The organism is Jeotgalibaca sp. PTS2502 (assembly GCF_001975685.1).
In the GTDB taxonomy this organism is placed as follows: domain Bacteria; phylum Bacillota; class Bacilli; order Lactobacillales; family Aerococcaceae; genus Jeotgalibaca; species Jeotgalibaca arthritidis.
The window spans coordinates 1,285,245-1,310,216 of record NZ_CP019433.1; the positions used below are offsets into that span (position 1 = coordinate 1,285,245).

Consider the following 24,972-nt stretch of genomic DNA (forward strand, 5'->3'; position numbering starts at 1 on the left):
GCCTACCATTGATCAATGGTTTTTCTTACACGATAGTTTTGCTTATTACCGTGACGACTTGCGAGCTGAGCTTCAACATCTGATAGGTCAACGCCTTGATAGGCTAAAAGGACAAAAAGATGGTAAAGCAAATCGCTACTTTCGCTAACCAGTTCTTCCGCATCATTGTTTTTAGCAGCAATGACCGTTTCAGTTAGTTCTTCCCCGCATTTTTTTAGAATTTTATCGAGTCCCTCTTGTGCTAAATAAGCTGTATAAGAGCCTTCTTCTCGTTTTTCTAGCTTATCTTTTACCGTTTGAAAAAGCTGATTCAAGGAAAAGTCCGTTTGGTCAAAACAACTAGCCGTTCCCAAATGGCAGGTTGGACCTGCTGGCTGGACTTGAATTAACAACGCATCGGCGTCGCAATCTAAGCTCATACCTTTAACATATTGATAGTGTTGGCTCGTTTCCCCTTTTTTCCACAGGCGATTTTTAGTTCGTGAATAAAACCAAACAACATTGTCTTGAATCGTTAAACGATAGGCTTCTTCATTCATAAAGCCATTCATCAACACTTGCTTAGTGTTTACATCTTGGAGAATAGCCGAAATCAACCCATTGGCTTTCTCAAAATTAGGCTTTTTTGTTGGCAGAATCGCAATACCGCCTTCCACTAATCTGCTCTTTAAGTCACTAATCGTCACTGTACCGTTGTGGAAAATGGATGCTGCTAGACCAGCTGAAATCGTGGTCTCTTCAAAAAGAGTCACAAAGTCATCAATCGAACCAGCGCCACCGCTAGCAATAATCGGTAAGGAAACCACTTGGCTAGCTTGTTTTAAGAAGTCTAAATCAAAGCCATTTTGAACGCCGTCTCTGTCTTTATTCGTAATCAATAATTGCCCAAAACCTAGCTTTTCACATTCGATTAACCAGTCAAAAGCTTTCCATTCTGTGCGTTGATTGCCGCCGTGTGAATACACATAAAAATCGCCTTGTTCAGGGTCAAATTGAATATCCACAGCTGCGACCAATTTTTGGCTGCCGTATTTGGCTACTGCTTCAGTTACAAAATCTGGGTCTTTAAGCGCTGCTGTACCGATACTAACTGCACTAGCACCTGCTGCTAAAATACGATCAATATCTGCCAACGTTTGGATACCGCCACCGACCGTTAATGGAATCGAAATCGCCTGAGCGGTTTTTTCAATCACATCTAGCATCAAGTCATGGCCATCTTGCGTTTTTGAAATATCAAGAAAAACTAATTCATCTGCCCCTGCTTGATCATAGGCTCTCGCAAGTTCAACCGGGTCTCCCATGTCTTTTAAATTAACAAAGTTAATCCCCTTTACAACTCGGCTATCTTTCACGTCTAAACATGGAATAATTCTTTTTATACTCATTTGATTCCCTCCCAAAAGGTTGCTTGATGACTCGCTTTTCCAACGACTGCTTGCGTAATGGATCGTTTTGCTAGTTCTTGTAAATCTGCTTGATCTCGAATGCCACCACTAGCAATCACTTGATGGCGCGTTTGCTTGCTGATAGCTTCTGTTTTTTCAAAATTAGGGCCTTGATTCATGCCATCTTTATCAATGTCAGTATAAATAATCGCAGCAAGATCCAAATCCTCGACTTGTTTTAAATAATCGGAAATGGTCCACCCACTATCTTCCGTCCAACCATTGATATAAATCTGGTCGTCTTTGGCATCCATACCGACAATAATTCGACCTGGATAGGCGGAAACCAGCTCCTTTAACCACTCCAAATCTGTAAAAGCCCGCGTGCCAATTATAAAATAATCGATCCCCACTTTCGCATAGTGGTCAATCGTCTCACGGTCTCTTAAGCCGCCACCAATTTGAAGGGGCAAGTGAGTGAGCTGTTTGAGTTGCGTAATCAAGTCCGTTTCAGTTGCCGCTTGATTCAAAGCGCCCATTAAATCCACAATGTGAATCCGTGCCACTTGCTTAAACTGGCTATAAAATTGGATTGCTTCTTGTGGCGTCCGCTTCATAGGCGTTTTACTATCGTAGTCTCCCTTAGTCAAACGAACGTTTTGCCCATTAATCAGATCAATAGCTGGAATAATCTGAATCATTCAATCACTCCTTTAGAAGATGGAATGCCGCCATCAGTTGCTGCCAAAGCACGTTTCAAACTTTGTCCAAATGCTTTAAAAATAGCTTCAATTTCATGGTGGCTATTGCCACCTTTCAATAAGTCGATATGCAAGGTCATCCGGCTGTTCATGGCTACTGCGGTAAAAAATTCCAATACTAATTCCGTATCAAACTGTCCTACCTTTTCTCTTGAAAAATCAGCTTGAAAATTCAAATAAGGTCTGCCCGATAAATCTAGTGCTACCCGAGCTAAGGATTCATCCATCGGAATGTAAAAAGAACCATAGCGTTCATAGGATGCCTTTGATTTATACAAGTCACGAATCGCTTGTCCTAATAAAATCCCTACGTCTTCCACAGTATGGTGAAAGTCAACCTCTAAATCACCCTCCGCTTCAACTTCTACATACAACTGAGAGTGAAAAGCAAATAAGGTGAGCATATGGTCAAAAAAGCCAATACCTGTTTGAATCTTGCTCTCTCCACCTTTATTTTCTGCCAAGGCCAGTGCAATTCGAGTCTCCAATGTTTTTCTTTCTTTACGAATCAATCTGTTCACTCCATTCTCTTAAGGCTTGTTCAAAGCCATCATAGTCTTCTAGGGCAATAATGGAATAGCGCACGGCCTGCTTTAACAAAGCTTCGTCGTACTGACGTGCTTGATAGCCCCTTTCCAATAAAAAGGCTGCTAATTCCGGTGCACGCTCGCCGTAAGTAAAGATAAAATTACTTTTTGATGGGACAATTGTTAGCCACTTATCCACCGTTTTTAAGGCTGTTTCCAAACGCTGTTTAGACTGCTGTTGATAGGCTATAAAATCATTCAACTGATCCTCATCGCTAAATAGCTCATTGGCCAAATTCAAGGACACCGAATTAACCGGATACGGATGGTTGAAGCGCGTCAGCTGGTCAAATGTCGCTTCCTCTGCAATCGCAATCCCGATGCGAAGGCCAGCTAACCCGTATATCTTGCTAAGCGTTCGAACGATAATCACATGTGCCCCTGTCGGCCGCTGATAGTCTGGCGCAAACTCCCCGTATGCCTCGTCAATGACTAAATAACCATCCACTGCTGCCATGGCATCTGCTAACCGCTCTAATTCAGATTCGGTAAATAAGCGACCCGTCGGATTATGTGGATTCGAAATTAAAAATAATGACGGTCGGTACGCTTGAATATCGCGCTCAATATCATCGAAATCGAACTGAAAGTCTGCTCGGCAAGCAATTTGGTGAAAGGGAACCGCCACTTGTTGGCTGTAAACTTGGTACATAACAAAATCAGGATTCAGAGTCATAACACCATTTTGGCCAAACGTTAAGATAAATTTCTGTAACCATTCATCTGATCCATTCGCTAATTCGATATAGTCCGGTGAAAATTGATTGCGTTTCGCATACAAACGCTTAAAGGTTTTTATTTCTTCTTCTGGGTAAAGATTAAAGCTAGTCGCTTTCACTGCTCGTTCGATTTGCCCATCGGTTAAGGGTAAAATGGGACTCGTATTGCGATCCATAGTCACAATCCTTTGCTTAGTCATTTGGTTTCCCCTTTCTAATGGCTAATGATTGGTAGTGAGCATCTAATCCTTCTTTGGCAGCAATCGTTTCTGCCGCACCAACGATTGTTTGATAGGTGCTTTCAGTTAAAGATATGACCGCATGGCTTGTTAAAAAGTCATTTACATTCAAACCGTGACTAAAGCGAGCAGTTCGATTGGTCGGTAACACATGAGAAGGTCCTGCTGCATAATCACCAATGGCTTCTGGTGAATAATGCCCTTCAAAAACGGCTCCGGCATAGTTGATAGCAGCAATAATAGCAGCTGAATCTTGGTGCTGAATGGATACATGCTCTGGTGCAATCTGATTTAGGACAGCAATGAGATTGTCGCGCTTATCCACAATGCCATAATGGTTGTTTTTAAGTGACAAGCTTATGATGTCGGCGCGTACTTGCTTAGCTAGCTGGTCTTGTATTTTTTCTTCTAGTTGTTGAAGAAGGCGTTCTGATTCTGTTAGGACGAAGGTTCTGGCATTGGCATCATGCTCAGCTTGGGCGAAAACGTCAGTGACGACCGCATCCAACTCGGCTGTTTCATCGATATAAAGTAAAATTTCGCTTGGACCGGCAATCATATCAATACCGACTTGACCGAAAACTAACCGTTTAGCTAAGGCCACATAGGCATTTCCAGGTCCAACGATTTTATCAACTTTGGGAATGGTCTCGGTTCCATAAGCAAGCGCAGCGATCGCTTGTGCCCCCCCGACTGTATAAACATTCTCCACACCGCATAAGTAAAGGGTAGCAAAAGTAATATTGTTGTCACTAAAGGTTGGTGTGACAACATGAATTTCGCTAACGCCTGCTACAAGCGCAGGCACAACCGTCATCAACACACTGGACGGATAAAGCGCCGTTCCACCTGGCACATAAACACCCACTTTCTCAAGGGGCCGGTAAACGTATCGGAACTCTCCCAGTGACTTGTCTTGATATTTGATGGCAGTTTCATAAGCTTCGATACGAGCTTTAATCGTTTCAAGGGATGCTTTTACTTGCGGTTCTAGCGCATCATAACTCGCTTTTAACTTTTCCACAGGTACCTTTAGACTTGTTAAGGTTTGTTGATCAAATTGCTGGCTGTAGGTTTTTAGGGCTTCATCTTTGTTTTCTCTAACCTCTTTTAAAATAGCCACCACATCATCGTAGTAGTCAAAACTTTGAGCGACTTCCTTTTTTTGGAAGAGGGTTAAAAATTCTTGGGCGTTCATTTAATCACTCCAATTTCATTTAGAAAGTCATAAATTTCATTTTCTCGTGTGTAAAAGGTCTGCTTATTTGTTATTAATCGTCCGTGAATATCGAGAATTTTCTCATAAACAACTAGTCCATTATCACGGAGGGTATTGCCACTTTGCACGATATCCACAATCCCATCGGCTAACCCTAATAAAGGTGCCAGTTCTACCGAACCGTGCAAGTGAATCAACTCAACGTCTTGCTTTTTCTCTTTAAAATAACGAGCTGAAATATTGGTATATTTGGAAGCTACTGTTTTGAAGTGCTTAATACCGGGCGGTCCCGCTAAGGCAAAGTAACACTCACCGAAGGGTAATTGAGAGACGTTCAAAACATTGAATGTGTCCTCCATGATGATATCTGAGCCGACGATACCGATATCGGCTATCCCATTCTCCACGTAAGTCGGTACATCTGGCCCCTTAGCAAAAACGAATTTGATATTATCGATTTCAATAAAGAGCGCTCTATTTTGATTTTTTAAGACATCTAAATAATGAGGTAAGCCTTGACGGTCTAAGTAGCTGATAAAATCATCCAGTAACCGTCCTTTACTTAAGGCAACTGTTATCATAATAACCCTCCATCCGACAGATTTAATGCAATACCGAATGCATTATTGTTGTATTTCCCACCACTCAACAAGGGATTAACGTAATTCAAAAAGACTTGAAAATAAAAGCCATTATAGTAAGTTTGCGGTGAGCGAAACGACAAGTCTAAAATAACTTTTAACTTATAGTCTTTAACGGTTTCCTTCACTGCTTTAATAAATTGCATTTCTTGGTGGTAGCCAAACTCTTCTTCCACTAATTGATATTGCTGGCTGACAGGGACTGCCATCAATTGATAGATACGGTGGTCCTCCCCTAGTTCCTTTCTTAGTTCAGATAAATTTTTTTCATAAATGAGTTGCTTGATACTGTCATCCAGTTTGTATTTTTCTAAATACAAGTCTAGTAAGAAGTCATTGTTAACAACCATCGAGTGCATAGGTTGCCTTGTATTATCAGTAACAAAAGAAAGATGGAGCATCAAGCTTGCTATAATCTCTGCTTGGCTAGCATCATATAATTCAACGCCTGCTTGATTAAAGGATTGATAATCGCGAATAACGGGACCAAAATAACCAAATAGCCGTTCTTCTAGTAGAAAGTTTTCATTATAGTTTAGGAGCGTTCTTGTCCAGTCACTCCTAATGGCAAACATCTGCTCATTACGTTCAAAGAGAATACTGGATGGTTGGAAATGTTTATCTTTCAAATGGAAGGGCTCAATCATATTTAAATCGATCAAGCGGTAGCCATTTTGGTCGAGACGGTTCATATAGTCATTAACAAGCTGGTATTGCTTTAATATCGTTTGATTGGTCATGCTTTCACCTCGTTTGCTTTATCACTCTACCACTTTACTTCAATAAAGTATTAATATTAAAATAACATAACTGTTAGCAATAAACAATGTTTTTTACCGCTTTATTGTGGTAAAGTGAATAATGAGAGAGTTAGATATAAAAAAGGAGATTTTTGGAAAGATGAATCAATTTAAAGATCAGGAAATGGATGACTTGTTTGAAGGCATATTAGCGTTGGAAACTGTAGAGGAATGCTACCAATTTTTCGTAGATTTATGCACAGCAAATGAATTGTTGTCAATGAAACAACGCCTACAAGTAGCTAAACTGATTCGCTCTGGTGAAACCTATACCCATATTCAAGAAAAAACGGGTTCATCTTCAACAACGATTTCACGTGTGAAACGGTGTTTAGATTACGGTGAGAATGGCTACCATTTGGTCTTAGACCGTGTGGATGCAGATAATAAATAAGAAAAGCGGACAAGTCCGCCTTGGGAGCTAGACATTGATGGCTGAACTTATAATCCCCTAGTCTATAAAAAAGGAAGCTGCTAGGATAATTATCCTAGCAGCTTCCTTTTTTATTTGAGAATAATTGCTTAATCTGTCGAGTAAGAGTGATTTTATTTCCCAGTCGACAGTTTCAGCCGTTATTTTTTTCTAAAATAAGTACGTTTCTAAATCAAGGGGATAAACAGATTGATCACCATTGAAGACGCGCATGTTACCGCCTGATAATTCATCAATTAGAATAACTTCGCCAGTTTCAGCAGAACGGCCAAACTCTAACTTAATATCATAAAGGTCTAATCCTTTAGCCGCTAATTCTTCTTTAATAAGTGTTGAAATTTGAATGGTTTTTTCTTTAATAATGTGGTATTCGTCTTCTTTTAAGATACCTAACAAATTAAGGGCATCTTCACTGATAACTGGATCTTGACGGTCATCATCTTTGATAGTGACTTCCACATAGCTAGCTAGTGGCTCGCCAGATTCGATGTAGGCACCATAGCGACGAATAAAACTACCAAATGCTCTGAAACGGCAAATGACTTCAAGTCCTTGACCAAAGACGGTTGCTTTTTTTACATCCATCGTCTTTTCATCCAAGTCTGCTGCTAAGTAATGTGTCGCAATACCATTCGCTTCTAAGTGTTCAAAAAAGTACTGACTGACTGCTAAACCTGATCGTCCTGATCCATCAACTGTTAAGCCAACTTGATTTTCACCTGGATCAAAAACACCATCTTTCCCTGTCATATCATCCTTAAAAAACAAACGAATGTTGCCGTCTTCCTTAGCATAAACATCTTTGGTTTTACCTTGATAAATGCGTTCCATTGGGCACCTCATTTTCATTTTGATAAATAGATACTATCACACTTTGTTCGTTTTTTAAAGCTTAATTGAAAATAAATTAATATATATTTACTTTAAAAATTCTAAAGACGAATGATTATTATTTTATATTTATTAATGTTTGGTTTTAAAGTTTTAGATATTTGGTTTCATTCATAATCTGCTGCTATTCATGCCTACGCTCTTCCTTTATTTGAATCTCTAGGTGACGACACTAGCCTTTTGGTTAATGTCCTTAACTGCTTTTTATTTAACGAAGAGCTGACTGCATCTTATGAATATAATCATAAACATAAGGCTCTGCTGCTTCTAAATGTTCTTCAACAAGTCGAACAATCCCACTGCCGACGATAACGCCATCAGCCATATTGGAGAAATGAGCAACTTGTTGGGGTTGGCTAATTCCAAAACCGACTGCTACAGGAGTGGTTGTCACTTCTTTAATCTGTTTAACAAGTGTATCGATATCAGTCGTAATATCTTGGCGAACGCCTGTTACCCCCATTGAAGATACTAAATAGATAAATCCTTCTGCTTGCTTGGCAATTTCTTTAATGCGAGAGAGGGACGTTGGCGCGATTAAGGTGATCACTGCAATCCCGTATTGTTTTGCGACTGTCTTCACTTCTTCCTGCTCTTCGAAAGGAAGATCGGGAATAATGATACCGGAAATACCGACCTCTTGGCACTTGGCAAAGAAAGCATCATAGCCGTAAACGAAAACGGGGTTTAAATAGGTCATAAATACCATTGGAACATGCATCTGGTCTTTGATACTAGCGACCATATCAAAAACATGATTCAAACGAATACCAGCTGCTAGCGCACGTACACTAGCATTTTCTACGACTGGGCCTTCAGCGATAGGATCTGAAAAGGGAATACCAATTTCAATCAAATCTGCTCCAGCTGCTTGAGACGCTAAAATATGCTTAGCTGACTGGTCAAGGTTGGGATCCCCCGCCATTAAATAAGTAATAAAGGCCTTTTTGTTGTGAAAAGCATCTTGAATCTTATTCATAAATATCTTCTCCTTTATAGCGCGCAATGGCAGCAACGTCCTTGTCACCACGACCAGATAGGCAAATAACGATGGTTTGGTCCTTGGACATAGTCGGCGCTAACTTTTGTGCATAGGCAACCGCATGTGATGATTCAATAGCAGGGATAATGCCTTCGATCTTAGATAAATATTCAAATGCCGCTACTGCTTCATCATCAGTAATCGCCTCATAGCTCGCCCGTTTGCTAGTATGGAGATGCGCATGCTCTGGCCCAATGCCAGGGTAATCTAAGCCAGCAGAAATGGAATAAACAGGCGCAATTTGCCCAAACTCATCTTGGCAAAACAGGCTCTTCATACCGTGGAAAATTCCGGTTGTCCCTTCAGCCATCGTTGCCGCGTGCTGTCCTGTTGATACTCCCTTCCCAGCTGCTTCACAACCAATTAAAGCCACTTCAGGATGATCGATAAAATGAAAGAAAGCACCAATCGCATTCGATCCGCCGCCGACGCAAGCTAATACAGCATCAGGCAATTTTCCTTCTTTTTCGAGCATACTTTCCTTAATTTCTCGGCTAATAATACTTTGGAAATCACGTACCATAGTCGGATAAGGATGCGGTCCCATCACTGATCCTAATACATAGTGAGTATCGTCAACGCGGTTCGTCCATTCGCGCATGGTTTCATTAACAGCATCTTTTAAGGTACGCGTACCTTTCGTCACACTATTCACTTTCGCTCCCATCAACTCCATACGAAAAACATTTAACGCTTGTCTATCCGTATCTTCTTCTCCCATAAAAACTTCGCATTCCATGTTTAAAAGAGCTGCTGCTGTGGCTGTTGCAACGCCATGTTGACCTGCACCTGTTTCAGCAATTAAACGTGTTTTACCCATTCGTTTTGCTAATAGCGCTTGCCCAAGCACATTATTAATCTTATGCGATCCGGTATGATTCAAATCTTCTCGTTTCAAATAAATTTTAGCGCCATCTAAGTCTTCGGTCATATTTTTAGCATAATACAAGCGTGATGGTCGGCCTGCATAATCATTTAATAATTGCGTTAACTCCTCTTGAAATTCAGGGTCTTCCTTATAAAAATTGTAGGCTTCCTCTACACGGTGAATTTCTGTCATCAAGGTTTCCGGTATATATTGTCCACCGAAATCTCCAAATCTTCCTTTTGTCATCTTGTTTGCTCCCTTACTATTTCCACAAAGGCTCGCATTTTTTGTGGGTCTTTTTTGCCATCTGTCTCAACACCGCTACTGACATCAAGAGCAAATGGTTGAACAACAGCTAGCGCTGCTTGAATATTCTCAGTATTTAATCCTCCCGCTAAAAAGAATGGCTGCTTGTTAAATTCTGAAATAAGCTCCCAATCAAAGGCTTGACCACTACCACCTCGCTCAACAGTTTCTGTATCAAACAAGAGGTAGTCAGCTGATTTAGTACTCGCTTCAACTGTTTTACCGACACTAACGGCCTTAATAACGGGTATTTCTAATGCTTTTTTGAGTGTGTGGATATAGTTGTCGTCCTCGTCGCCGTGCAATTGTACGAGGTCAATCGTTCCTGCCTGAGCAATGTCAACAATTCGAGCGTGCTCTTCATTCACAAATACCCCCACTGCTTGAATGGGCTGATTTAATAACTGACGAAGTCTATTGGCATGGTCTGGTAAAATATAACGCTTTGATTGTTTTACGAAAATAAAACCGATATAGTCGGGCTGACTTAGATTAGCAGCTTCTATATCTGCTTGCGTTTGCAGCCCACATATTTTAACTTTAACCATTTAATCGCCTCTAAGTTCTTTAATTTTCGCTTTTTTGTCATCTGCCCGCATGATGGTTTCCCCAATCAAGACAGCATCGACTTTATTTGCTCTTAAACTGTCAATATCAGCTGCCGTTTGAATGCCACTTTCAGCAACAAAGATGATATCAGCTGGTGCATGCTGACGAAGCGAAATACTATTTTGGAAATCAACAGAAAAATCATGTAGCTGACGATTATTGACACCAACAATCCGGCTGCCAGCTGCAACCGCTGCTTGGACTTCCTCTTGATTATGAGCTTCTGTTAAAACGGATAAGCCAAGTTCAGTAGCTAAGGTAATATAGTCTGTTAATTGTTCATTTGTTAAAATCGCACAAATTAGCAAAATCGCATCTGCTCCGATTGCCTTAGCTTGGTAGATTTGATAAGGATCAATAATAAAGTCCTTACGCAAAATAGGAATTGAAACGGATCGACTAATTTCCGTTAAATAAGCATCGTGACCTTGAAAAAAGTCTGGCTCGGTTAAAACTGAAATAGCTGTTGCGCCTGCTTCTTCATAATCTTTAGCAATGGTCCGGTAGGGGAAATCTTCAGTGATCAATCCTTTTGATGGTGATGCTCGTTTGACTTCACAAATAAATGAAAGGTCTTTTTCTCTTAAGGCTTGTTCAAAGGCAAATGCAGGTCGGTCAGGATATGCTTGTTGTTTCAATTGTTCTAAGGGTAATGCTGCTTGATCCTTAGCTAGCCGTCTTTCGGTTGCAGCTACTATATCATCTAAGATTGTCATGCCGATACCTCCGTTTTCAAAGACTGAGTTGCTTCAATAAATTGAAGTAGTTTAGCCTTTGCCTGCCCACTATCCAGTAAATCTTCTGCTAAGCGAACACAATCACGCAATGACAGATTTTCTTTGCCCATATATAAACAACAGGCTGCATTCATGACGACGATATCGCGACGAGGTCCTTTTTCACCCTCTAATATTTTTAGGGCAATTTGAGCATTCTCTTCTGGTTCGCCACCAATGAGAGCCGATAGATTGCTTCGTTCTAAGCCAAATTGTTCAGGCGTAATAAAGTAACTGGTCACTTTCCCATTATTGACTTCACAGATGGTTGTTGTTCCCGTGATGGTAATTTCATCCAAACCGTCATGACCATGAACAACCATGGCACGTTTAACAGCTAATTTATTTAATACATTCGCCAAAGGTTCAACTAAATTCTCATCGTAAACGCCTAATAGCTGCAGGCTAGCTCCTGCTGGATTAGCTAGTGGCCCCAAAATATTAAATAACGTTCGAACACCTAACTGTTTTCTGACATGTGCCACATGTTTCATAGCAGAGTGATAAGCTTGCGCAATCATAAAACAAATATCCGTTTCTTGAAGAATTTGGGCACTTTGCTCTGCTGTTAAGTTAATATTCGCTCCCAACGCTTCTAAAACATCGGCACTCCCACACTTACTTGAAACACTTCTATTACCATGTTTTGCGACCGGTACGCCGCCTGCTGCAACAATAAACGATGATACGGTTGAAATGTTAAAGCTATTGAGCTCATCTCCACCCGTTCCTACGATGTCTAGAACATCTCGGTTCGTCTTTAGTTTAGTACTTTTCTCTCGCATCACTGCTGCACTAGCTGCTATCTCATCAATGGTTTCTCCTTTCATTCGCATAGCAGTCAAGTAAGCGCCCATTTGCGCATCAGTAGCTTGACCTTCCATCATTAAATCCATGACAGCTCTAGCTGTTTCTGTCGTTAAATCTTTTCCAGAGAAAATAGCACTAATGGCCTCGTTAATCATCATTGACTCCCCCTAATTGAATGAAATTTTTAATCATTTGGCTACCTTGTTTCGTTAAAATTGATTCTGGATGAAATTGCAAACCATACAAATCAAGGTCACGGTGCTTCACTGCCATGACTTCTCCATCCGTGCTCTCAGCAATGACCAATAAATCATCGGGCAAGGTGTGACGATCAGCAATTAGAGAATGGTAACGTCCCACTTCTAACAATGGCGGTAAGCCATTGAAAATAGGGCTGCCACTAGCAACATGAATGGTTGAGGCTTTACCATGAACAAGCGGCTTAGCATGAACAATATCCGCCCCATAAGCTTGGCAAATGGCTTGATGTCCTAAGCAGATACCTAATATCGGTACACGGTCTGCTAGTTCTTTAATCAAGTCTACGGTTATACCAGCCTCCTCCGGTCGTCCAGGACCTGGTGAAATAACAATATGGCTAGGGTTTAGAGCAGCTAGCTCTTCAACAAGTAAGTCATCATTGCGAACGACTTTAATAGCTGTTTGGCTATGCTCTCCTAATAATTGGTATAAGTTATAAGTAAAACTGTCGTAGTTATCAATTAACACAATCATCTACTGTTCCCCCTGAGGAGCTAAAGCCGTCATCATTGCTCTAGCTTTGTTTTTTGTTTCTTGGTATTCGCTGGCAGGATCACTCTCAGAAACAATTCCCGCTCCTGCTTGAACAAAGACTTTGTCGTTCTTTCGAACAGCCATCCGAATACCAATACACATTTCCATATTTCCCGTAAAGTCGATATAGCCTAACGCTCCGCCATAAGGACCTCTCTTTGTTTGTTCGAGCTGATCAATAATCTGGCATGCTCTTACTTTAGGAGCACCGGACAACGTGCCTGCTGGTAGAGCAGCCGCTAATACCTCAAGTGCCGAGACATCTGACCTAACTTTACCTTCTACTTTTGAAGAAATATGGCTGACATGAGAGAATTGCTTGATTTCACGATATTCTGTGACTTTCACACTACCGAACTCAGCTATTTTCCCAACATCATTGCGAGCCAAATCAACTAGCATATCGTGCTCTGCTAATTCTTTTTCATTAGCTAACAACCCCTCTACTAGAGCCTTATCCTCAGCAGCGTCTTTCCCTCTTGGTACGGTTCCTGCTAATGGGAATGATGATACTTGGCCATCCCTTACCGACACTAACGTTTCAGGAGACGCACAGGCAATTTCTAAATCATCAAAGTGAAAATAAACCATGTAAGGCGACGGATTGACGGTTCGCAATACCCGATAAGTTTGTAGTAAGCTACCCTCAAAAGGAGCTGAAAAACGATTGGAAACAACGGTTTGGAAAATATCGCCTTCGACAATATGGTGCTGAACTTTTTCAACCACTCGCTTAAAAGCTTCTTCCGTAAACAAGGGCTCGAACTCGCCTACTTTTTGCTTTAGGTCACTGTCCTTGAAGTCATTTGCCGTTAATAGCGTATCGGCCATATCTTTTAAGTCTTCTACAGCTTGTTGGTAATTAGCTTCTAGTTGATCTATTTTAATGTTGGCAATTAAGATCATCTTCTGGCGGAAATGGTCAAAGGCAATAACCTTATCCATAACCATCAGCTGGTAATCATAAAAGCCTTCGGGATTGTTGTCCGTTAATGTTAGACTCGGTTCCATATATTTCACACAATCATATGAAAAATAACCAACCAATCCTCCTGTAAATGGTGGCAAACCTTCGAGTTGTGGACTGTTATACTCTTGAAGGAGGTCTGAAATAGCGGCCATCGGGTCTTCTACTTTTTCTGTTGATGATTCAGCTAACGTTCGTTTCACTCTACCATCTGTGCAACTTAATACTAAGCTTGGGTTATAGCCTAAAAAGGAATAGCGACTCCAGTTGTCCTTTGTGACAACACTTTCCAGCAAGTAATAATGATCACTTTTTTTTCGAATATTATTTAATGCTTGAATGGATGTTGTTTGATCCGCAAACATCTCATAGGCAATTGGAATCACGCTGTATTCACTGGCTAATGCTTTCGCTTCTGCTAACGTCGGTTTTATCATTACTAACACTCCTTTAAATCAAAATAAAAAACCCGCCCATGACTAATGAAAGTCAAGGACGGGTTTTGTTTATCACAAATCCGCGGTACCACCTTGTATTTACAGACACGACTGCCTGTACGCTCTGCAGGATACAACCATATCCCTCGCAACTGACGTATGCGTCACGTCGCAGAATACTCAGAAGCGATTGCTTCCTTTGACTGCGCCCTCCGTGGTCCATTTGATGCACTGCGTTGTGCGAGGCTCTCAGTAACCCTCACTCCCTGTAACTGCACGTTACACCGTTATCTCCACTTCTTCGGTTTTTATGCTTATGTAATTGTTTATTAGTATACGGTAATTTTTTTCAGAGTCAAGCGATAAATGATAAAAAGATGAGAAAAATAATCATTTACACATTTTTTAAACAGCTGTCTGGAAATACTTCGGTAGCATTTGTTGGCGTTTATCAATGACAATAGAGCTGTCTTCAATCCCGTTCTGTCTCAGTGTTAGAATCATATTGATGATAAATTCGTCACTACCAATCACATAATAAACGGCATCTTTTTGCTGGCAAGTTTGATTAACCCTATCGTAAAAGTCTTTTCTGCACTCGAACCAATGATTCGATAAACAGCCATTGCAAAATTGATCGAGTTCCTCTTTAAAAATAAATTCACCACTTGAATCAATAGTAATATTTTGAATAGTTGGAATATCTGATCGTTCTTTCATCAAGGAAATGATTAATGGTCGAACTGCTGCAATCCCTACTCCCATCGTTAACATGACCAATGGCTTATGACTTTCTTTCAATGATAGATGAGAGACTGTTTTAAATAAAATCAGTTCATCACCAACAGTTAATTCAGCTAAACGCTCTTTAAATTCCGACGAACACTTGGTTCTAGTCGTAAAAGCGATATGGTTCTCACTTGGTAAACTGCAAATTGACATATGCCTTACCCACCCTTTATTTGGACTATCGCCTTCATCAAAGCCGACTAATCCAACGTGTGTCATGGCACCTGCTTCCCAATTAAAATCCTCTGGTTTTTCCAGAATATATGTTTTTGTTCCTTGTGATTCATCTATAATATCGACTATTTTTAGTCTGTGTTTGATCATGTCAATCTCCCCTTTCAGCAATGGAAAATGAGATAAAATTAAAATACGATTAAAAATAATTATATCAAACATTTAAAAAAATGGAAGAGGGAGGACTGATTATTCCACGTCTATCAAGCTTAATCCGTCTTTTTTTAGTTCATAAACGACATCACAGACTTCTCTTAGAAACAAACGATCATGAGAAATAGTGATGATTGCCCCTTGAAAATCACGACAAACTTGACGTAGTTCTGGCTGAGACAATGGCGAAAAGTTACGCGTCGGTTCGTCTAAAAGCAGGACATTTTTACCTAAGAGATCTATTTTTAATAAAAAGAGCTTGGCTTGCTGACCACCAGATAACTCTGCTATTGGGTGGGTCATCTCTTCTCTCGTAAATCGCATACTAGCCAAATACGTCATGATCTGTGTCTTTTCGTCACTATCACCACTTTCTGTTAAAAAAGCAATCGGTGTCTGAGACAAGTCAAACTCATCTTGATAAGCTTGTGGCATATAGGCTGCTGCTATGTCAGGACGATCTTTTAATTTTCCCCACATGAGTTTTAATAAGCTACTTTTACCAATACCATTTTTTCCTACAATTCCTACTTTTTGCTTTCCTCTTAGTAAAAACTGAACAGACTGGATGAGTGTATGACCATCCGGTGTTTGGACCATCTCATCTTCAAGTCGTAAAATGATTTTCCCATCAGCGAGTGGCTGAGTATGAGAAAACTTAAGTAGAATAGCATCTTCTGTAATCGGAATATCTTCAAACTGATCGGATTCTCGTTCAAATCGCCTTCCCATGGCCTTTACGCTATGCATTTTTTTCTTCAGCAAGCGTGCACCTGCTGGGTTTTGACGGCTGATGGTTTCTTGTTCATGGTGAACGCGGCTTTCAATTTGACGATACTTAGCCATCTTCTTCTCGTGCTCTTCACGTTGTTTGAGGGCTAAATCACTTTGTTTTTGAAATTTATTTTGTTTTTCGGTCATATAATCTTGATAGGACAAGTGTGAAACAGTCGCAACGGCTACTGTTTTATGGCGCAATTGTTCAAGATGAATGACTTTAGTAGCAGTGGCTTGAAGAAAGGCTTCATCGTGAGAAATATAAATGACTGTCAATGGTGTTTGCTTAATAAAATTTTCCAACCAAGCTAATGTCTCCAAGTCTAAGTCATTTGATGGTTCGTCTAATAAGAGTAAATCGGGATTCAGTGCTAGCTGTTTCAGTAGCTGAACTTTTATTTTTTCACCGCCTGATAACTCGGCTAGCTTTTGTTTTGACGTCAGGCGATCGGCGTCAAAGCCTAGCTGACTAACCAGTTGGTAGAGCAAGCTAAAATCCATTTCTAAAACATCGTCTTGATTAAAATAGTAGTCTTCTAAAGTTAGATTAAATAGTGGCTCTGGCAAACTTTGAGGTAAGTAAGCCAATCTACTAAAGTGGTTAATTTTTTGACCTTCAGCTTTGATATAATCATTAATTTTTGAGTCATCCATCAACCATTTTAATAGGGTTGATTTGCCATTTCCTTCCTCGCCAATAATGGCTAACTTATCGCCTGGATTAACGACAAACGACAGATCACGAACAAGATCTTTTAAATCCTTTAAATGGTGTAGGGTTAGGTGATTAACGTGTAACATAAATAAAACCTCCTTAAAACAATAAAACCGTCCACAGCTTTCTGTGGACGGTTTTATACAATCACTTTTAAGTAGGCGGAATAAGACCTTTATTCCTAGGCTGCTTGAAAATGGTTTGCTATCTAAAAAACCGTGACAAAGAAAGCTGCTCGGTAAGCAGTTTTTCTTCTTCAATTACCGATTTATTAGATAGTGTACATTTACACACAACCTTCCCTTTATTTGCCTTGATTATAACAAGACAACATTTATCATGCAAGCACTTCCAACTTCTAAAGAGGCCGTACTTGATAACGAAGGACTGTTTTTAAATTCTCAGCCTTTGTCCTTCTAAAATCAGATAAGTAAATTTCTTTATGTCTCAGTGATAAACGTTCATAGCCTTGTTCTGCTGCGTAGGCATCCATTAGGTCAAACCTCCGTCACCTTCTGGTCCTATTTGATACCACTCACTTGTGTGAATATCAAAATCGCCTTCTGTATACTCTTTGCTAGCAATGGCTTTCCCGTTTTCACTTACCATGGCATATGGGGCAAACTTTTCCATATTTTTATAAGTGTTTGGAGCAAACCAAATTCCCATTCCAACTGTTTCACTATATAAATCAGTTGAATCTACTAACAACTTGTTAAAGTCCTCTTCTTCTGCCCGTTCGTATATCATCTCAACTGAACGCGCAACACTTTCTGCTAAGGCGCGCTCTTTCAACATGATTTTGTCAATCTGGTTAGCAGTAGAACTCAATTGTAAGGTCATTCTTTCATCTACAGAATGTAAGATGAGATTTCTTGAATAATTAAACGTTGTCACACTCATTGCAGTTATTGCAATTAATATAGCTGGTATAATCAGCATCAATAAATTAAAACTTAACTTTGGCAATACACGTTTCTTAGTCATTTCCCTCTCTCCACTTCTCCCTAAAAACCTTAGCGACATGACGATATAGTTTATATCGGTATAGTTACAATATTGTTTAAGTAAGAAAGGAGAACTGTCGAGTGAGAAAGAAAAACATGCCCAGTCGACAGTTTTTTGCTAAAAAGTGCTGAGTCGGCTAAAAATAATTGCTCAGTCGACACTTTTAGTGCTTTTTGTGTCGAGTGAGCCTTAATCGTTACGCCAGTCGACAGTTCACGCCATAATAAAAGGCATCAAGAAGTTTTTTACCTTCCTAATGCCTGCATTTTAATATTCAAATGATAAATCGGTAATGCCATCCAATACTTTCGCATAGCGTTCGCTATAGTAGCGTGCCATTGGCAAGTTTTGATCCAAGTAGTTACCACAATCGCGAGCAGCTGCTCCTGGAATTTCTCCCTCAAAGCTCGCCGCAAATTGGAATGTTTCTTTCAGTAATTGTAGGACATCCGCTGGTTGAACAGCTTCTGTTAAAATTAAATAAAAGCCAGTACGGCAGCCCATTGGTCCAAAGTAAATCACATCATCTTTAAAAGTTGGATGATTTCTTAAGAAGGTTGCTCCAATATGCTCGATTGTATGAATCTCTGCTGTATTCATAACCGGTTCAAAGTTTGGTGCTGTAAAACGTAAGTCGTATGACTTAATCGTTTGTCCGCCTACTTTATCCTCACGAGATAAATAAAGTCCTGGCTTTAGGTTTAAATGATCGACTGTAAAACTTGCAATTTTTTCCATGTTAAATCGCTCCTTTTTTTGTTGTAGATTTGGTTTAGATAGTAAAAAAATACCCATCCCTTTGTCTATCAACTATTGATAAACAAAGGGACGGATACTTCCGTGTTACCACCCTTATTCACAGTTGCTTAAGATCAACTGCCTCATTAATTCCGCTCAAATAAGCTGAAATCTGACAAGATAACGGTTGCTGCCGTATAAGTAGCGTAAACCACTTATATACTCCGAGTTCATCTTCACTGCTTTTATCACTGCCCTTTTCCACCAGCCGGGCTCTCTCTATGTGATGCGTGCAGTTACTCTTCTCTTCACTGTATCAACTATGATTAGTGAAACTTTATCATTGTTTTCTAATGTCGTCAATAGCTTTTAGTGAACCTTTTGCACTCTTCCGACAATTCCATTTTCCAGCATCACTTTAATGCCGTGCGGGTGGTTAGGTGATTTGGTCAATAATTTGGCAACGACACCTTCTGTCAGTTTGCCGGTACGTTGGTCTTGTTTTTGAACGACGCTAACGTGAGCGCCAATTGTAATATCTGCTCGTTTTTTTCCATCCATGTTATCTCTTCCTTTCAAAAAGACAGCTGGGCAACAGTTGCCCAGCCATTCTCGTTTCTTTTATAAATCTAATTCGATCAATAGTGGTGCATGGTCTTGACGAGTGCCAGAATCAATAACTTCTGAACGCAATACCTTGTTAGCAATACGATCACTCACGAGGCTGTAATCAATTCTCCAGCCTGAGTTATTGATTTTACTTGTTTTGACACGCTGCGCCCACCACGTATAGACGCCTTCGATGTTTCCATGTAAGTGACGGAAGGAATCGGTAAAGCCGCGCGCAAGTAAGTTAGTAAACCCTTGACGCTCTTCATCGGTAAACCCAGCTGAAAAGTGGTTACGGTCTGGATGAGCCAAGTCGATTTCCTTGTGGGCAACGTTAAAATCGCCCATCGCCACAACTGGTTTTGTTTGGTCTAATTGTGCTAGATAATCAGCATACTTTTCATCCCAAATTTGACGGTCTCCTAATCGAGCCAATTCATTTCCTGCATTTGGTGTATAAACTTGTGTAACGAATAAATCGTCTAATTCAAGTGTAATCATGCGCCCTTCATAATCCATTGTTGTTGGCGCTCCAATTTCCGGGAAGCTGATTACTGGGTTTAATTCGTTTTTGTATAAAAACAGAGTCCCTGCGTAACCCTTACGAGCTGGCTCAACCGAACTACGCCAAACTGCTTCGTAGGCTGGTGCTAAGTCGGCTAGTATTTCTGTATGTTTTTTCGTTAAACCTGCCGCTGATAATTTTGTTTCTTGTATGGCAACCACATCTGCGTCTAGGGCAATAATGTGCTTGAACGTTTCACGTGTTAATAAAGCACGTGCTGAATCGCTAGTTAAACCAGCATTTAATGAATCAATATTCCAAGAAATAAATTTCATGTGTTTCTCCAATCTATGTTTAAATGTGATACTTATATACTACTTTATTTTAAGCCTGCAAGCTAGAAGTTAGGCTTAAAAGACGATCGGTGCCACCGCATTTTGTAAGGCAGCCACAATACTCCAGCCGGCAATGCGTGGTGTGCGCGAATAAATATTCAATTCGGTCTTGATTTCATCGCCTTCGATTTCAATTTTATAATCATCACCGACAAAATCAGGGACGACATCGATGTTTAAGGTTGTTTGGTCTGGGCCAGCGCTAGCTAGTGCTGTCGCAACGGCAACGTTATAGTGGAAGGGCAATTGTTGAATCGCTTCGATCGTTGAACCGGTAAAGGCACGCTCTGGTTCTGTAATAAAGGGATAGTGTGACTTAAATAATGGTGAATAAAATAAAGAACGGATTGATTTTTTAGACGTCATCGTTGCCTTAATAGGACTCATCAAAGCAGCGGTCCTTAAAACATCAAAACCACCGACAGCACCACTAGCAATATAGACGCGCTTACCTGTTTCTCTAGCTGTTTGTTTTACACTTTGGTAAAGGTCTGTATCCGCAAAAGCGCCTGCTGTCACCACAACTAAGTTTGATCCACTTCTTAAAACGTGTTCACTGTAATCTCGGACCGCTTGAGGAGACGCTGCTTCTGATGTGAAGTCAGGTTTTAATGCCATTAATTCCTCAATTGTTGCACAAGATTGGCAATTAAAGTGATCTGCAAAATCGCGTGTGCGCTCGTCATTTCGTCCTAAAACGCCAACTAATTTAAATTCTGGCAACAAGCCATCTTGATAGGCCTGAGCTACAATCCCATTTAAATGCCCCGGTCCAATCAGTGCCAATCGATACTTTTCCATCTCTATTTCCTCCATTATTGCTTTTTATTAACATATTGAAAGACAATATTCAGTTTATCAGATTCCGGGACAGACCTCAATAGATGGTTAGAAGTAGTGGTTGCTTCTGGTGTGAGATACAGGCTGTCAAAATCAGCTGTATCTCACACTAGAAGGTGGAAATGTAAGATACAGCATAGCTCTAGCGACTTGTATCTTACATTTTGACTGCTCAATGTAAGATACAGCACTTTTTTATAAGCTGTATCGTAAATTACGATAAAAAGAAGCTGGGATTTCATCCCAGCTTCGCTTAACTATACTGTTTCTTTCGTTAAATATTTTGCTTCGAAGGCATCTAGCAATGCGCGTGCTTCATCAGTTGTTTGAGTATCCATCAATTGGATTCTCAAATCATTAGCACCTCTAAATTCACGCAAGTAAATTTTAAAGAAGCGACGCAATGGTTTAAACAAACGCGGATTAGCTGCCGAATGTTCATCAAACAACTCTAAGTGGAATCGCATCAAATCAATCAGTTCTTTTGGACTATGGTCTTTTGCTTCTTTTTCAAAAGCAAATGGATTTTGGAAAATACCGCGGCCAATCATGACGCCATCAACACCGTATTTTTCAACTAGTTCAAGCCCTACTTGGTAGTTAGGAATATCACCATTAATGGTTAACAGCGTCTGTGGCGCAATCTCGTCACGCATTTTCTTAATTTCTGGAATCAATTCCCAGTGCGCGTCAACTTGGCTCATCTCTACTTTTGTACGAAGATGGATGGATAGGTTGGCAATATCTTGTTCCAACACATGACGCAACCATGTTTTCCATTCGTCAACTTGAGCATGCCCTAGACGTGTTTTCACACTAACGGGTAATCCACCAGCCTTAGCTGCTTGAATCAGTTCAGCTGCTACTTCAGCACGACGGATTAGACCAGCGCCACGGCCATGTTTAAACACATTCGGTGCCGGGCATCCCATGTTCAAGTCGACACCTTTAAAGCCCATTTCAGCCATACCGATACTCATTTGTTTAAAGTATTCTGGTTTGTCTCCCCAAATGTGTGCCACAATCGGCTGTTCGTCTTCTGTAAACGTCAAACGACCGCGCACACTTTCAATGCCATCTGGGTGGCAGTAACTTTCACTATTTGTAAATTCTGTAAAATAAACATCAGGAGCTGCCGCTTTAGCAACCACATGACGGAAAACCACATCAGTCACATCTTCCATTGGTGCTAAAATAAAAAATGGACGTGGTAACTCTTGCCAAAAATTCTCTTTCATAGTCAATTCCCTTCATCCTTACTCTTATCTAGTCAAAATGAAAAAGCAGGTCTAAGATCTGCTTTTCCCAAAACATATCGAACGTATCGTCTGCAACATTTCTTCAATGACTTATATTAGCACAATCTTGTCTGTTAGAACAGAAATAAGTGCTATTTTTAGCAGACTCTCATCCACTTTTAAAAAGAAAGCAGGTTTGCAATGACTTGACTCAGCGTAAAAAAGTAGACAGATGTATCGAAGTGCGATATACTATTTATACATCGTAGCTCGATACATCTAGACTCGATACAAAAAATGAGGTGACCTTAATGGATCAACGACTGAAACGCATTTATATACCAATGACTGAATCCAGTTTCTATATTTTGTACTGCCTACAAGAAGAAATGCACGGCTACAGTATTGGCAGTAAAATAGAAACACTGACTGGAGGCGATATGACAATTAGCCCCGGCACCATGTACGGTAGCTTATCAAAAATGGAAAAAGACGGACTAATTCGCTTTATTCGAGAAGAAGAGAAACGAAAAATTTACCATATTACCGAACTCGGAAAAACTTTCTTACAAAAAGAAATTAGCCGTATTGAGCGGCTCTACCAAAATAGTAAAGGAGTTGTTACTCATGCCAAACCTATTGAAGTCTTTTAAATTTTTTACTATTGCTGATTATGAAAAAGAGGAAGCCTATCTCTCACAAATGAGCAAAAAAGGCTACCAGCTTAAAGCTGTCCAGTTTCCGGGAATTTATACCTTTGAGAAAGCTGATGCAGAGCCTTACGCTTACAGACTGTATTTAAGAGATGCTAAAAAAGAAGATTTTGACAGTTACATCCAACTTTTCACAGATAGCGGTTGGGAGTATGTGACTGAGTTTGCGACTTTTTCATACTTCAAAAAACCATTAAGCGATAGCAACACAGAATTATTTTCAGACAACCAATCGCGGCTAGATATGGTCAAAGCTATTTTTTATAGTCGGATGTTACCAATATTGGTTATATTTACAGTCATTATCGTGCCTAACACCAATCTGTTGTTTCAGCGTGTTCATTTTGGGGGAAGTGGTGTAATTAACGTTTTATCCCTATTCCTATTAGCCCTCTATCTGCTCTATGTCATTATCATTATCTACTGTGGGTTCGGTTTATACCGTTTAAGTAAACGATATACCGAGCAATAATAAAGTAGCGCCAGCCTTCTCGCTGGCGCTACTTTCATTTATGATAAACCATTTCCGCAAACTGGCCGTATTGGTTGATCTTTTCTAGTTTAAATCGTTTCAAGCCTTCCTTTTGTGTAAAAAGTGGAACACCATTTCCAAGTAAAACAGGCGCAATTTGAATGATTAAGCTGTCTACTAAATCCGCTTCTAATAGTGGTGCTAAAATGGTGTTTCCTCCCACAACCCAGATGTGTTGGTCAGCTTCAAATTGCTGAACAAAGGACACGACATCGCCACTAACGGCTGTAAAACCTTTCGTATCTATCGTTTTTTGATGGGTAAAAACATAATTATCGGTTGTCGGATAAAACTGATCAATGTCTGGATGGTCTTTGATTTCGTCAAAGGTCCGCCGCCCCATTAGTGTTACCGTCATGCTGTTATAAAAATCCTGATAGTCTGTCTCGGCCACGTCACCTGAGTCATATAGCCAGTCCAAGCGGTGGTGACTGTCAGCTAAATAACCATCCATTGTGATGCAACCATAAAAATAAATAGGCATCTTCTTATCCCTCCTTAGCGACTTGTCACTGACATTGTTTTAAAAATTGGCAATTTTTTAAAACAATGTGTGCTTTCCACCATTCTTTACTAATCACCCATGCTTCACTGTCTTCTCCCCAAGTCCAAGGAACAGCCCATGAACCATCTTCCAATTGGCTATTGATGATAAGTTGACACTCTTCAGCAACTAAGGATTGATGATCGCTATAAAATAGGCTTTTTTTATCTGCTATAAACTGAGATGGTTTACAGACATAACCACTTTCCCATTCTGTCGTATCTGTTGTTAGCGTAGCACTGACGAGCTGGCGTAGTTTGTCTGCTAGTTTATTCTGATCAAATAGCTTCACCCCAGCTTCCTGACAGTAATCAAACATGCGGCAGTAGCAACTTAAGACATGCATTTCAGCTGATTCTTCTTCACTCATAATTTGTTGATAAGCTGATTGAATAATTTGGGTTGCTTTTTGATATAAAGGACTATCTTGATCTGCAAAACGAATAATAAAACCAGCTAAACTAGCAGTCGGATTGTAGGTATGAGGAGTCTTATTCGTTTCATCTTCCTGCCACCACGGCGCATGCGAATAGTCATTGTTTGTCACCACGGTATTTAGCCAAAAATCGCCAGCCATATCGGCTCCACTATCAAGATAAGCGATAATCCCTTTGACAATGGGATGATTGCTATCTATCAATTGAATATCATAGAGTATTTCTGTTGCAGCCCATGTTTGAATCGGTGTCGAGTGAGGATTCCAAGCATCTGCTTCTAGGGCATGGCCAAAACCACCATCTTCATTTTGATAGAAAGCTAATGCCTTTAATACGGCTTCTTGACTGCCTCCTTCAAAGTGATATTGCCAACAACTCATTTCAAGGGGACGGGCATGACGATACATAAACTGTGCTGCTTTTTCTCTTGTATTCAAATGGACCACCTCATCTATTA

At 40.2% G+C, this 24,972-nt stretch carries 29 protein-coding genes and 1 other annotated feature; of the genes, 3 read left to right on the top strand and 26 right to left on the bottom strand.

What is annotated here, in order from left to right:
* Positions 1 to 2: 2 nt before the first annotated feature.
* Genes hisF through BW721_RS06315 form a run of 7 tightly spaced genes read right to left on the bottom strand, consistent with a single transcriptional unit; the run spans position 3 to position 6,294 of the window.
* The gene (hisF, locus tag BW721_RS12050) at positions 3 to 1,388 is read right to left on the bottom strand and encodes an imidazole glycerol phosphate synthase subunit HisF (protein ID WP_076767159.1); all 1,386 of its coding nucleotides are present in this window, start codon (positions 1,386 to 1,388) and stop codon (positions 3 to 5) included.
* Positions 1,385 to 2,089: a 1-(5-phosphoribosyl)-5-[(5-phosphoribosylamino)methylideneamino]imidazole-4-carboxamide isomerase gene (gene hisA / locus BW721_RS06290; RefSeq protein ID WP_076767160.1), complete on the bottom strand. Its 705-nt coding sequence runs from the start codon at positions 2,087 to 2,089 to the stop codon at positions 1,385 to 1,387. The genes hisF and hisA overlap by 4 nt, the downstream gene beginning before the upstream one ends.
* Entirely contained in the window at positions 2,086 to 2,661 is a 576-nt protein-coding gene (hisB, locus tag BW721_RS06295; protein ID WP_076767163.1) for an imidazoleglycerol-phosphate dehydratase HisB, read from the bottom strand. The genes hisA and hisB overlap by 4 nt, the downstream gene beginning before the upstream one ends.
* Positions 2,651 to 3,655 (bottom strand): pyridoxal phosphate-dependent aminotransferase, encoded by a 1,005-nt coding sequence (locus tag BW721_RS06300; RefSeq protein ID WP_076767165.1) that lies wholly within the window; start codon positions 3,653 to 3,655, stop codon positions 2,651 to 2,653. The genes hisB and BW721_RS06300 overlap by 11 nt, the downstream gene beginning before the upstream one ends.
* On the bottom strand, positions 3,648 to 4,892 hold the full coding sequence (gene hisD, locus BW721_RS06305; protein ID WP_076767167.1) for a histidinol dehydrogenase: 1,245 nt from the start codon (positions 4,890 to 4,892) through the stop codon (positions 3,648 to 3,650). Before hisD ends, BW721_RS06300 begins: the two co-directional genes overlap by 8 nt.
* On the bottom strand, positions 4,889 to 5,494 hold the full coding sequence (gene hisG / locus BW721_RS06310) for an ATP phosphoribosyltransferase (protein ID WP_076767169.1): 606 nt from the start codon (positions 5,492 to 5,494) through the stop codon (positions 4,889 to 4,891). Before hisG ends, hisD begins: the two co-directional genes overlap by 4 nt.
* Complete coding sequence (locus BW721_RS06315) at positions 5,491 to 6,294, bottom strand: ATP phosphoribosyltransferase regulatory subunit (RefSeq protein ID WP_076767171.1); 804 nt, start codon at positions 6,292 to 6,294, stop codon at positions 5,491 to 5,493. The genes hisG and BW721_RS06315 overlap by 4 nt, the downstream gene beginning before the upstream one ends.
* A gap of 160 nt (positions 6,295 to 6,454) precedes the next feature.
* Between BW721_RS06315 and BW721_RS06320 the strand changes: the two genes are divergently transcribed.
* Positions 6,455 to 6,748: a YerC/YecD family TrpR-related protein gene (locus tag BW721_RS06320; RefSeq protein WP_156892204.1), complete on the top strand. Its 294-nt coding sequence runs from the start codon at positions 6,455 to 6,457 to the stop codon at positions 6,746 to 6,748.
* A gap of 189 nt (positions 6,749 to 6,937) precedes the next feature.
* Here BW721_RS06320 and BW721_RS06325 read toward each other — a convergent pair whose 3' ends face one another.
* The 17 genes from BW721_RS06325 to BW721_RS06395 all read right to left on the bottom strand — a co-directional run bounded on the left by BW721_RS06325 (position 6,938) and on the right by BW721_RS06395 (position 22,289).
* On the bottom strand, positions 6,938 to 7,618 hold the full coding sequence (locus BW721_RS06325; protein WP_076767175.1) for a phosphoribosylaminoimidazolesuccinocarboxamide synthase: 681 nt from the start codon (positions 7,616 to 7,618) through the stop codon (positions 6,938 to 6,940).
* 268 nt (positions 7,619 to 7,886) lie between these two features.
* The gene (trpA, locus tag BW721_RS06330; protein ID WP_076767177.1) at positions 7,887 to 8,657 is read right to left on the bottom strand and encodes a tryptophan synthase subunit alpha; all 771 of its coding nucleotides are present in this window, start codon (positions 8,655 to 8,657) and stop codon (positions 7,887 to 7,889) included.
* Positions 8,650 to 9,834, bottom strand: coding sequence for a tryptophan synthase subunit beta (gene trpB / locus BW721_RS06335; protein ID WP_076767178.1), 1,185 nt, complete (start codon positions 9,832 to 9,834; stop codon positions 8,650 to 8,652). The genes trpA and trpB overlap by 8 nt, the downstream gene beginning before the upstream one ends.
* Entirely contained in the window at positions 9,831 to 10,442 is a 612-nt protein-coding gene (locus BW721_RS11620; protein ID WP_083686807.1) for a phosphoribosylanthranilate isomerase, read from the bottom strand. Before BW721_RS11620 ends, trpB begins: the two co-directional genes overlap by 4 nt.
* Positions 10,443 to 11,219 carry an indole-3-glycerol phosphate synthase TrpC gene (gene trpC / locus BW721_RS11625; protein ID WP_083686808.1) on the bottom strand — a complete coding sequence of 259 codons (777 nt, stop codon included), beginning with the start codon at positions 11,217 to 11,219 and terminating at the stop codon, positions 10,443 to 10,445.
* A complete protein-coding gene (trpD, locus tag BW721_RS06345; protein WP_076767180.1) occupies positions 11,216 to 12,244 on the bottom strand; it encodes an anthranilate phosphoribosyltransferase in 1,029 nt (342 codons plus the stop codon). The genes trpC and trpD overlap by 4 nt, the downstream gene beginning before the upstream one ends.
* Positions 12,237 to 12,824, bottom strand: a complete 588-nt coding sequence (locus BW721_RS06350) for an anthranilate synthase component II (protein ID WP_076767182.1) — start codon at positions 12,822 to 12,824, stop codon at positions 12,237 to 12,239. The genes trpD and BW721_RS06350 overlap by 8 nt, the downstream gene beginning before the upstream one ends.
* Positions 12,825 to 14,288 carry an anthranilate synthase component I gene (gene trpE, locus BW721_RS06355; RefSeq protein WP_076767184.1) on the bottom strand — a complete coding sequence of 488 codons (1,464 nt, stop codon included), beginning with the start codon at positions 14,286 to 14,288 and terminating at the stop codon, positions 12,825 to 12,827. It lies immediately after the preceding gene.
* A gap of 405 nt (positions 14,289 to 14,693) precedes the next feature.
* Entirely contained in the window at positions 14,694 to 15,401 is a 708-nt protein-coding gene (locus tag BW721_RS06360; protein WP_076767186.1) for a hypothetical protein, read from the bottom strand.
* Positions 15,402 to 15,500: 99 nt separating this feature from the next.
* Entirely contained in the window at positions 15,501 to 17,042 is a 1,542-nt protein-coding gene (locus tag BW721_RS06365) for an ATP-binding cassette domain-containing protein (RefSeq protein WP_076767188.1), read from the bottom strand.
* Positions 17,043 to 17,314: 272 nt separating this feature from the next.
* Positions 17,315 to 17,449, bottom strand: coding sequence for a hypothetical protein (locus tag BW721_RS12205; protein ID WP_257787738.1), 135 nt, complete (start codon positions 17,447 to 17,449; stop codon positions 17,315 to 17,317).
* Positions 17,449 to 17,943: a PDC sensor domain-containing protein gene (locus BW721_RS06370; protein WP_076767190.1), complete on the bottom strand. Its 495-nt coding sequence runs from the start codon at positions 17,941 to 17,943 to the stop codon at positions 17,449 to 17,451. The genes BW721_RS12205 and BW721_RS06370 overlap by 1 nt, the downstream gene beginning before the upstream one ends.
* Positions 17,944 to 18,231: 288 nt before the next feature.
* Positions 18,232 to 18,702, bottom strand: a complete 471-nt coding sequence (locus tag BW721_RS06375) for an S-ribosylhomocysteine lyase (protein ID WP_076767192.1) — start codon at positions 18,700 to 18,702, stop codon at positions 18,232 to 18,234.
* An 83-nt stretch (positions 18,703 to 18,785) separates the two neighbouring features.
* Positions 18,786 to 19,023, bottom strand: a binding site (T-box leader).
* Positions 19,024 to 19,071: 48 nt separating this feature from the next.
* Positions 19,072 to 19,263 carry a YwbE family protein gene (locus BW721_RS06380; RefSeq protein ID WP_076767193.1) on the bottom strand — a complete coding sequence of 64 codons (192 nt, stop codon included), beginning with the start codon at positions 19,261 to 19,263 and terminating at the stop codon, positions 19,072 to 19,074.
* Between the two features lie 60 nt (positions 19,264 to 19,323).
* The gene (locus BW721_RS06385) at positions 19,324 to 20,151 is read right to left on the bottom strand and encodes an exodeoxyribonuclease III (protein WP_076767195.1); all 828 of its coding nucleotides are present in this window, start codon (positions 20,149 to 20,151) and stop codon (positions 19,324 to 19,326) included.
* A gap of 75 nt (positions 20,152 to 20,226) precedes the next feature.
* A complete protein-coding gene (locus tag BW721_RS06390; protein WP_076767197.1) occupies positions 20,227 to 21,012 on the bottom strand; it encodes an aspartate dehydrogenase domain-containing protein in 786 nt (261 codons plus the stop codon).
* Between the two features lie 296 nt (positions 21,013 to 21,308).
* Complete coding sequence (locus BW721_RS06395; RefSeq protein WP_076767199.1) at positions 21,309 to 22,289, bottom strand: tRNA dihydrouridine synthase; 981 nt, start codon at positions 22,287 to 22,289, stop codon at positions 21,309 to 21,311.
* 311 nt (positions 22,290 to 22,600) lie between these two features.
* Here BW721_RS06395 and BW721_RS06400 point away from each other — a divergent pair, with 311 nt between their 5' ends.
* On the top strand, positions 22,601 to 22,942 hold the full coding sequence (locus BW721_RS06400) for a PadR family transcriptional regulator (RefSeq protein WP_076767201.1): 342 nt from the start codon (positions 22,601 to 22,603) through the stop codon (positions 22,940 to 22,942).
* Entirely contained in the window at positions 22,917 to 23,474 is a 558-nt protein-coding gene (locus tag BW721_RS06405; RefSeq protein ID WP_076767203.1) for a DUF2812 domain-containing protein, read from the top strand. Before BW721_RS06400 ends, BW721_RS06405 begins: the two co-directional genes overlap by 26 nt.
* Positions 23,475 to 23,508: 34 nt before the next feature.
* Here the strand turns inward: BW721_RS06405 and BW721_RS06410 are convergent, their stop codons facing one another.
* A complete protein-coding gene (locus tag BW721_RS06410) occupies positions 23,509 to 24,018 on the bottom strand; it encodes a dihydrofolate reductase family protein (protein WP_076767205.1) in 510 nt (169 codons plus the stop codon).
* A gap of 25 nt (positions 24,019 to 24,043) precedes the next feature.
* A complete protein-coding gene (locus BW721_RS06415; protein WP_083686809.1) occupies positions 24,044 to 24,952 on the bottom strand; it encodes a hypothetical protein in 909 nt (302 codons plus the stop codon).
* Positions 24,953 to 24,972: the final 20 nt, after the last annotated feature.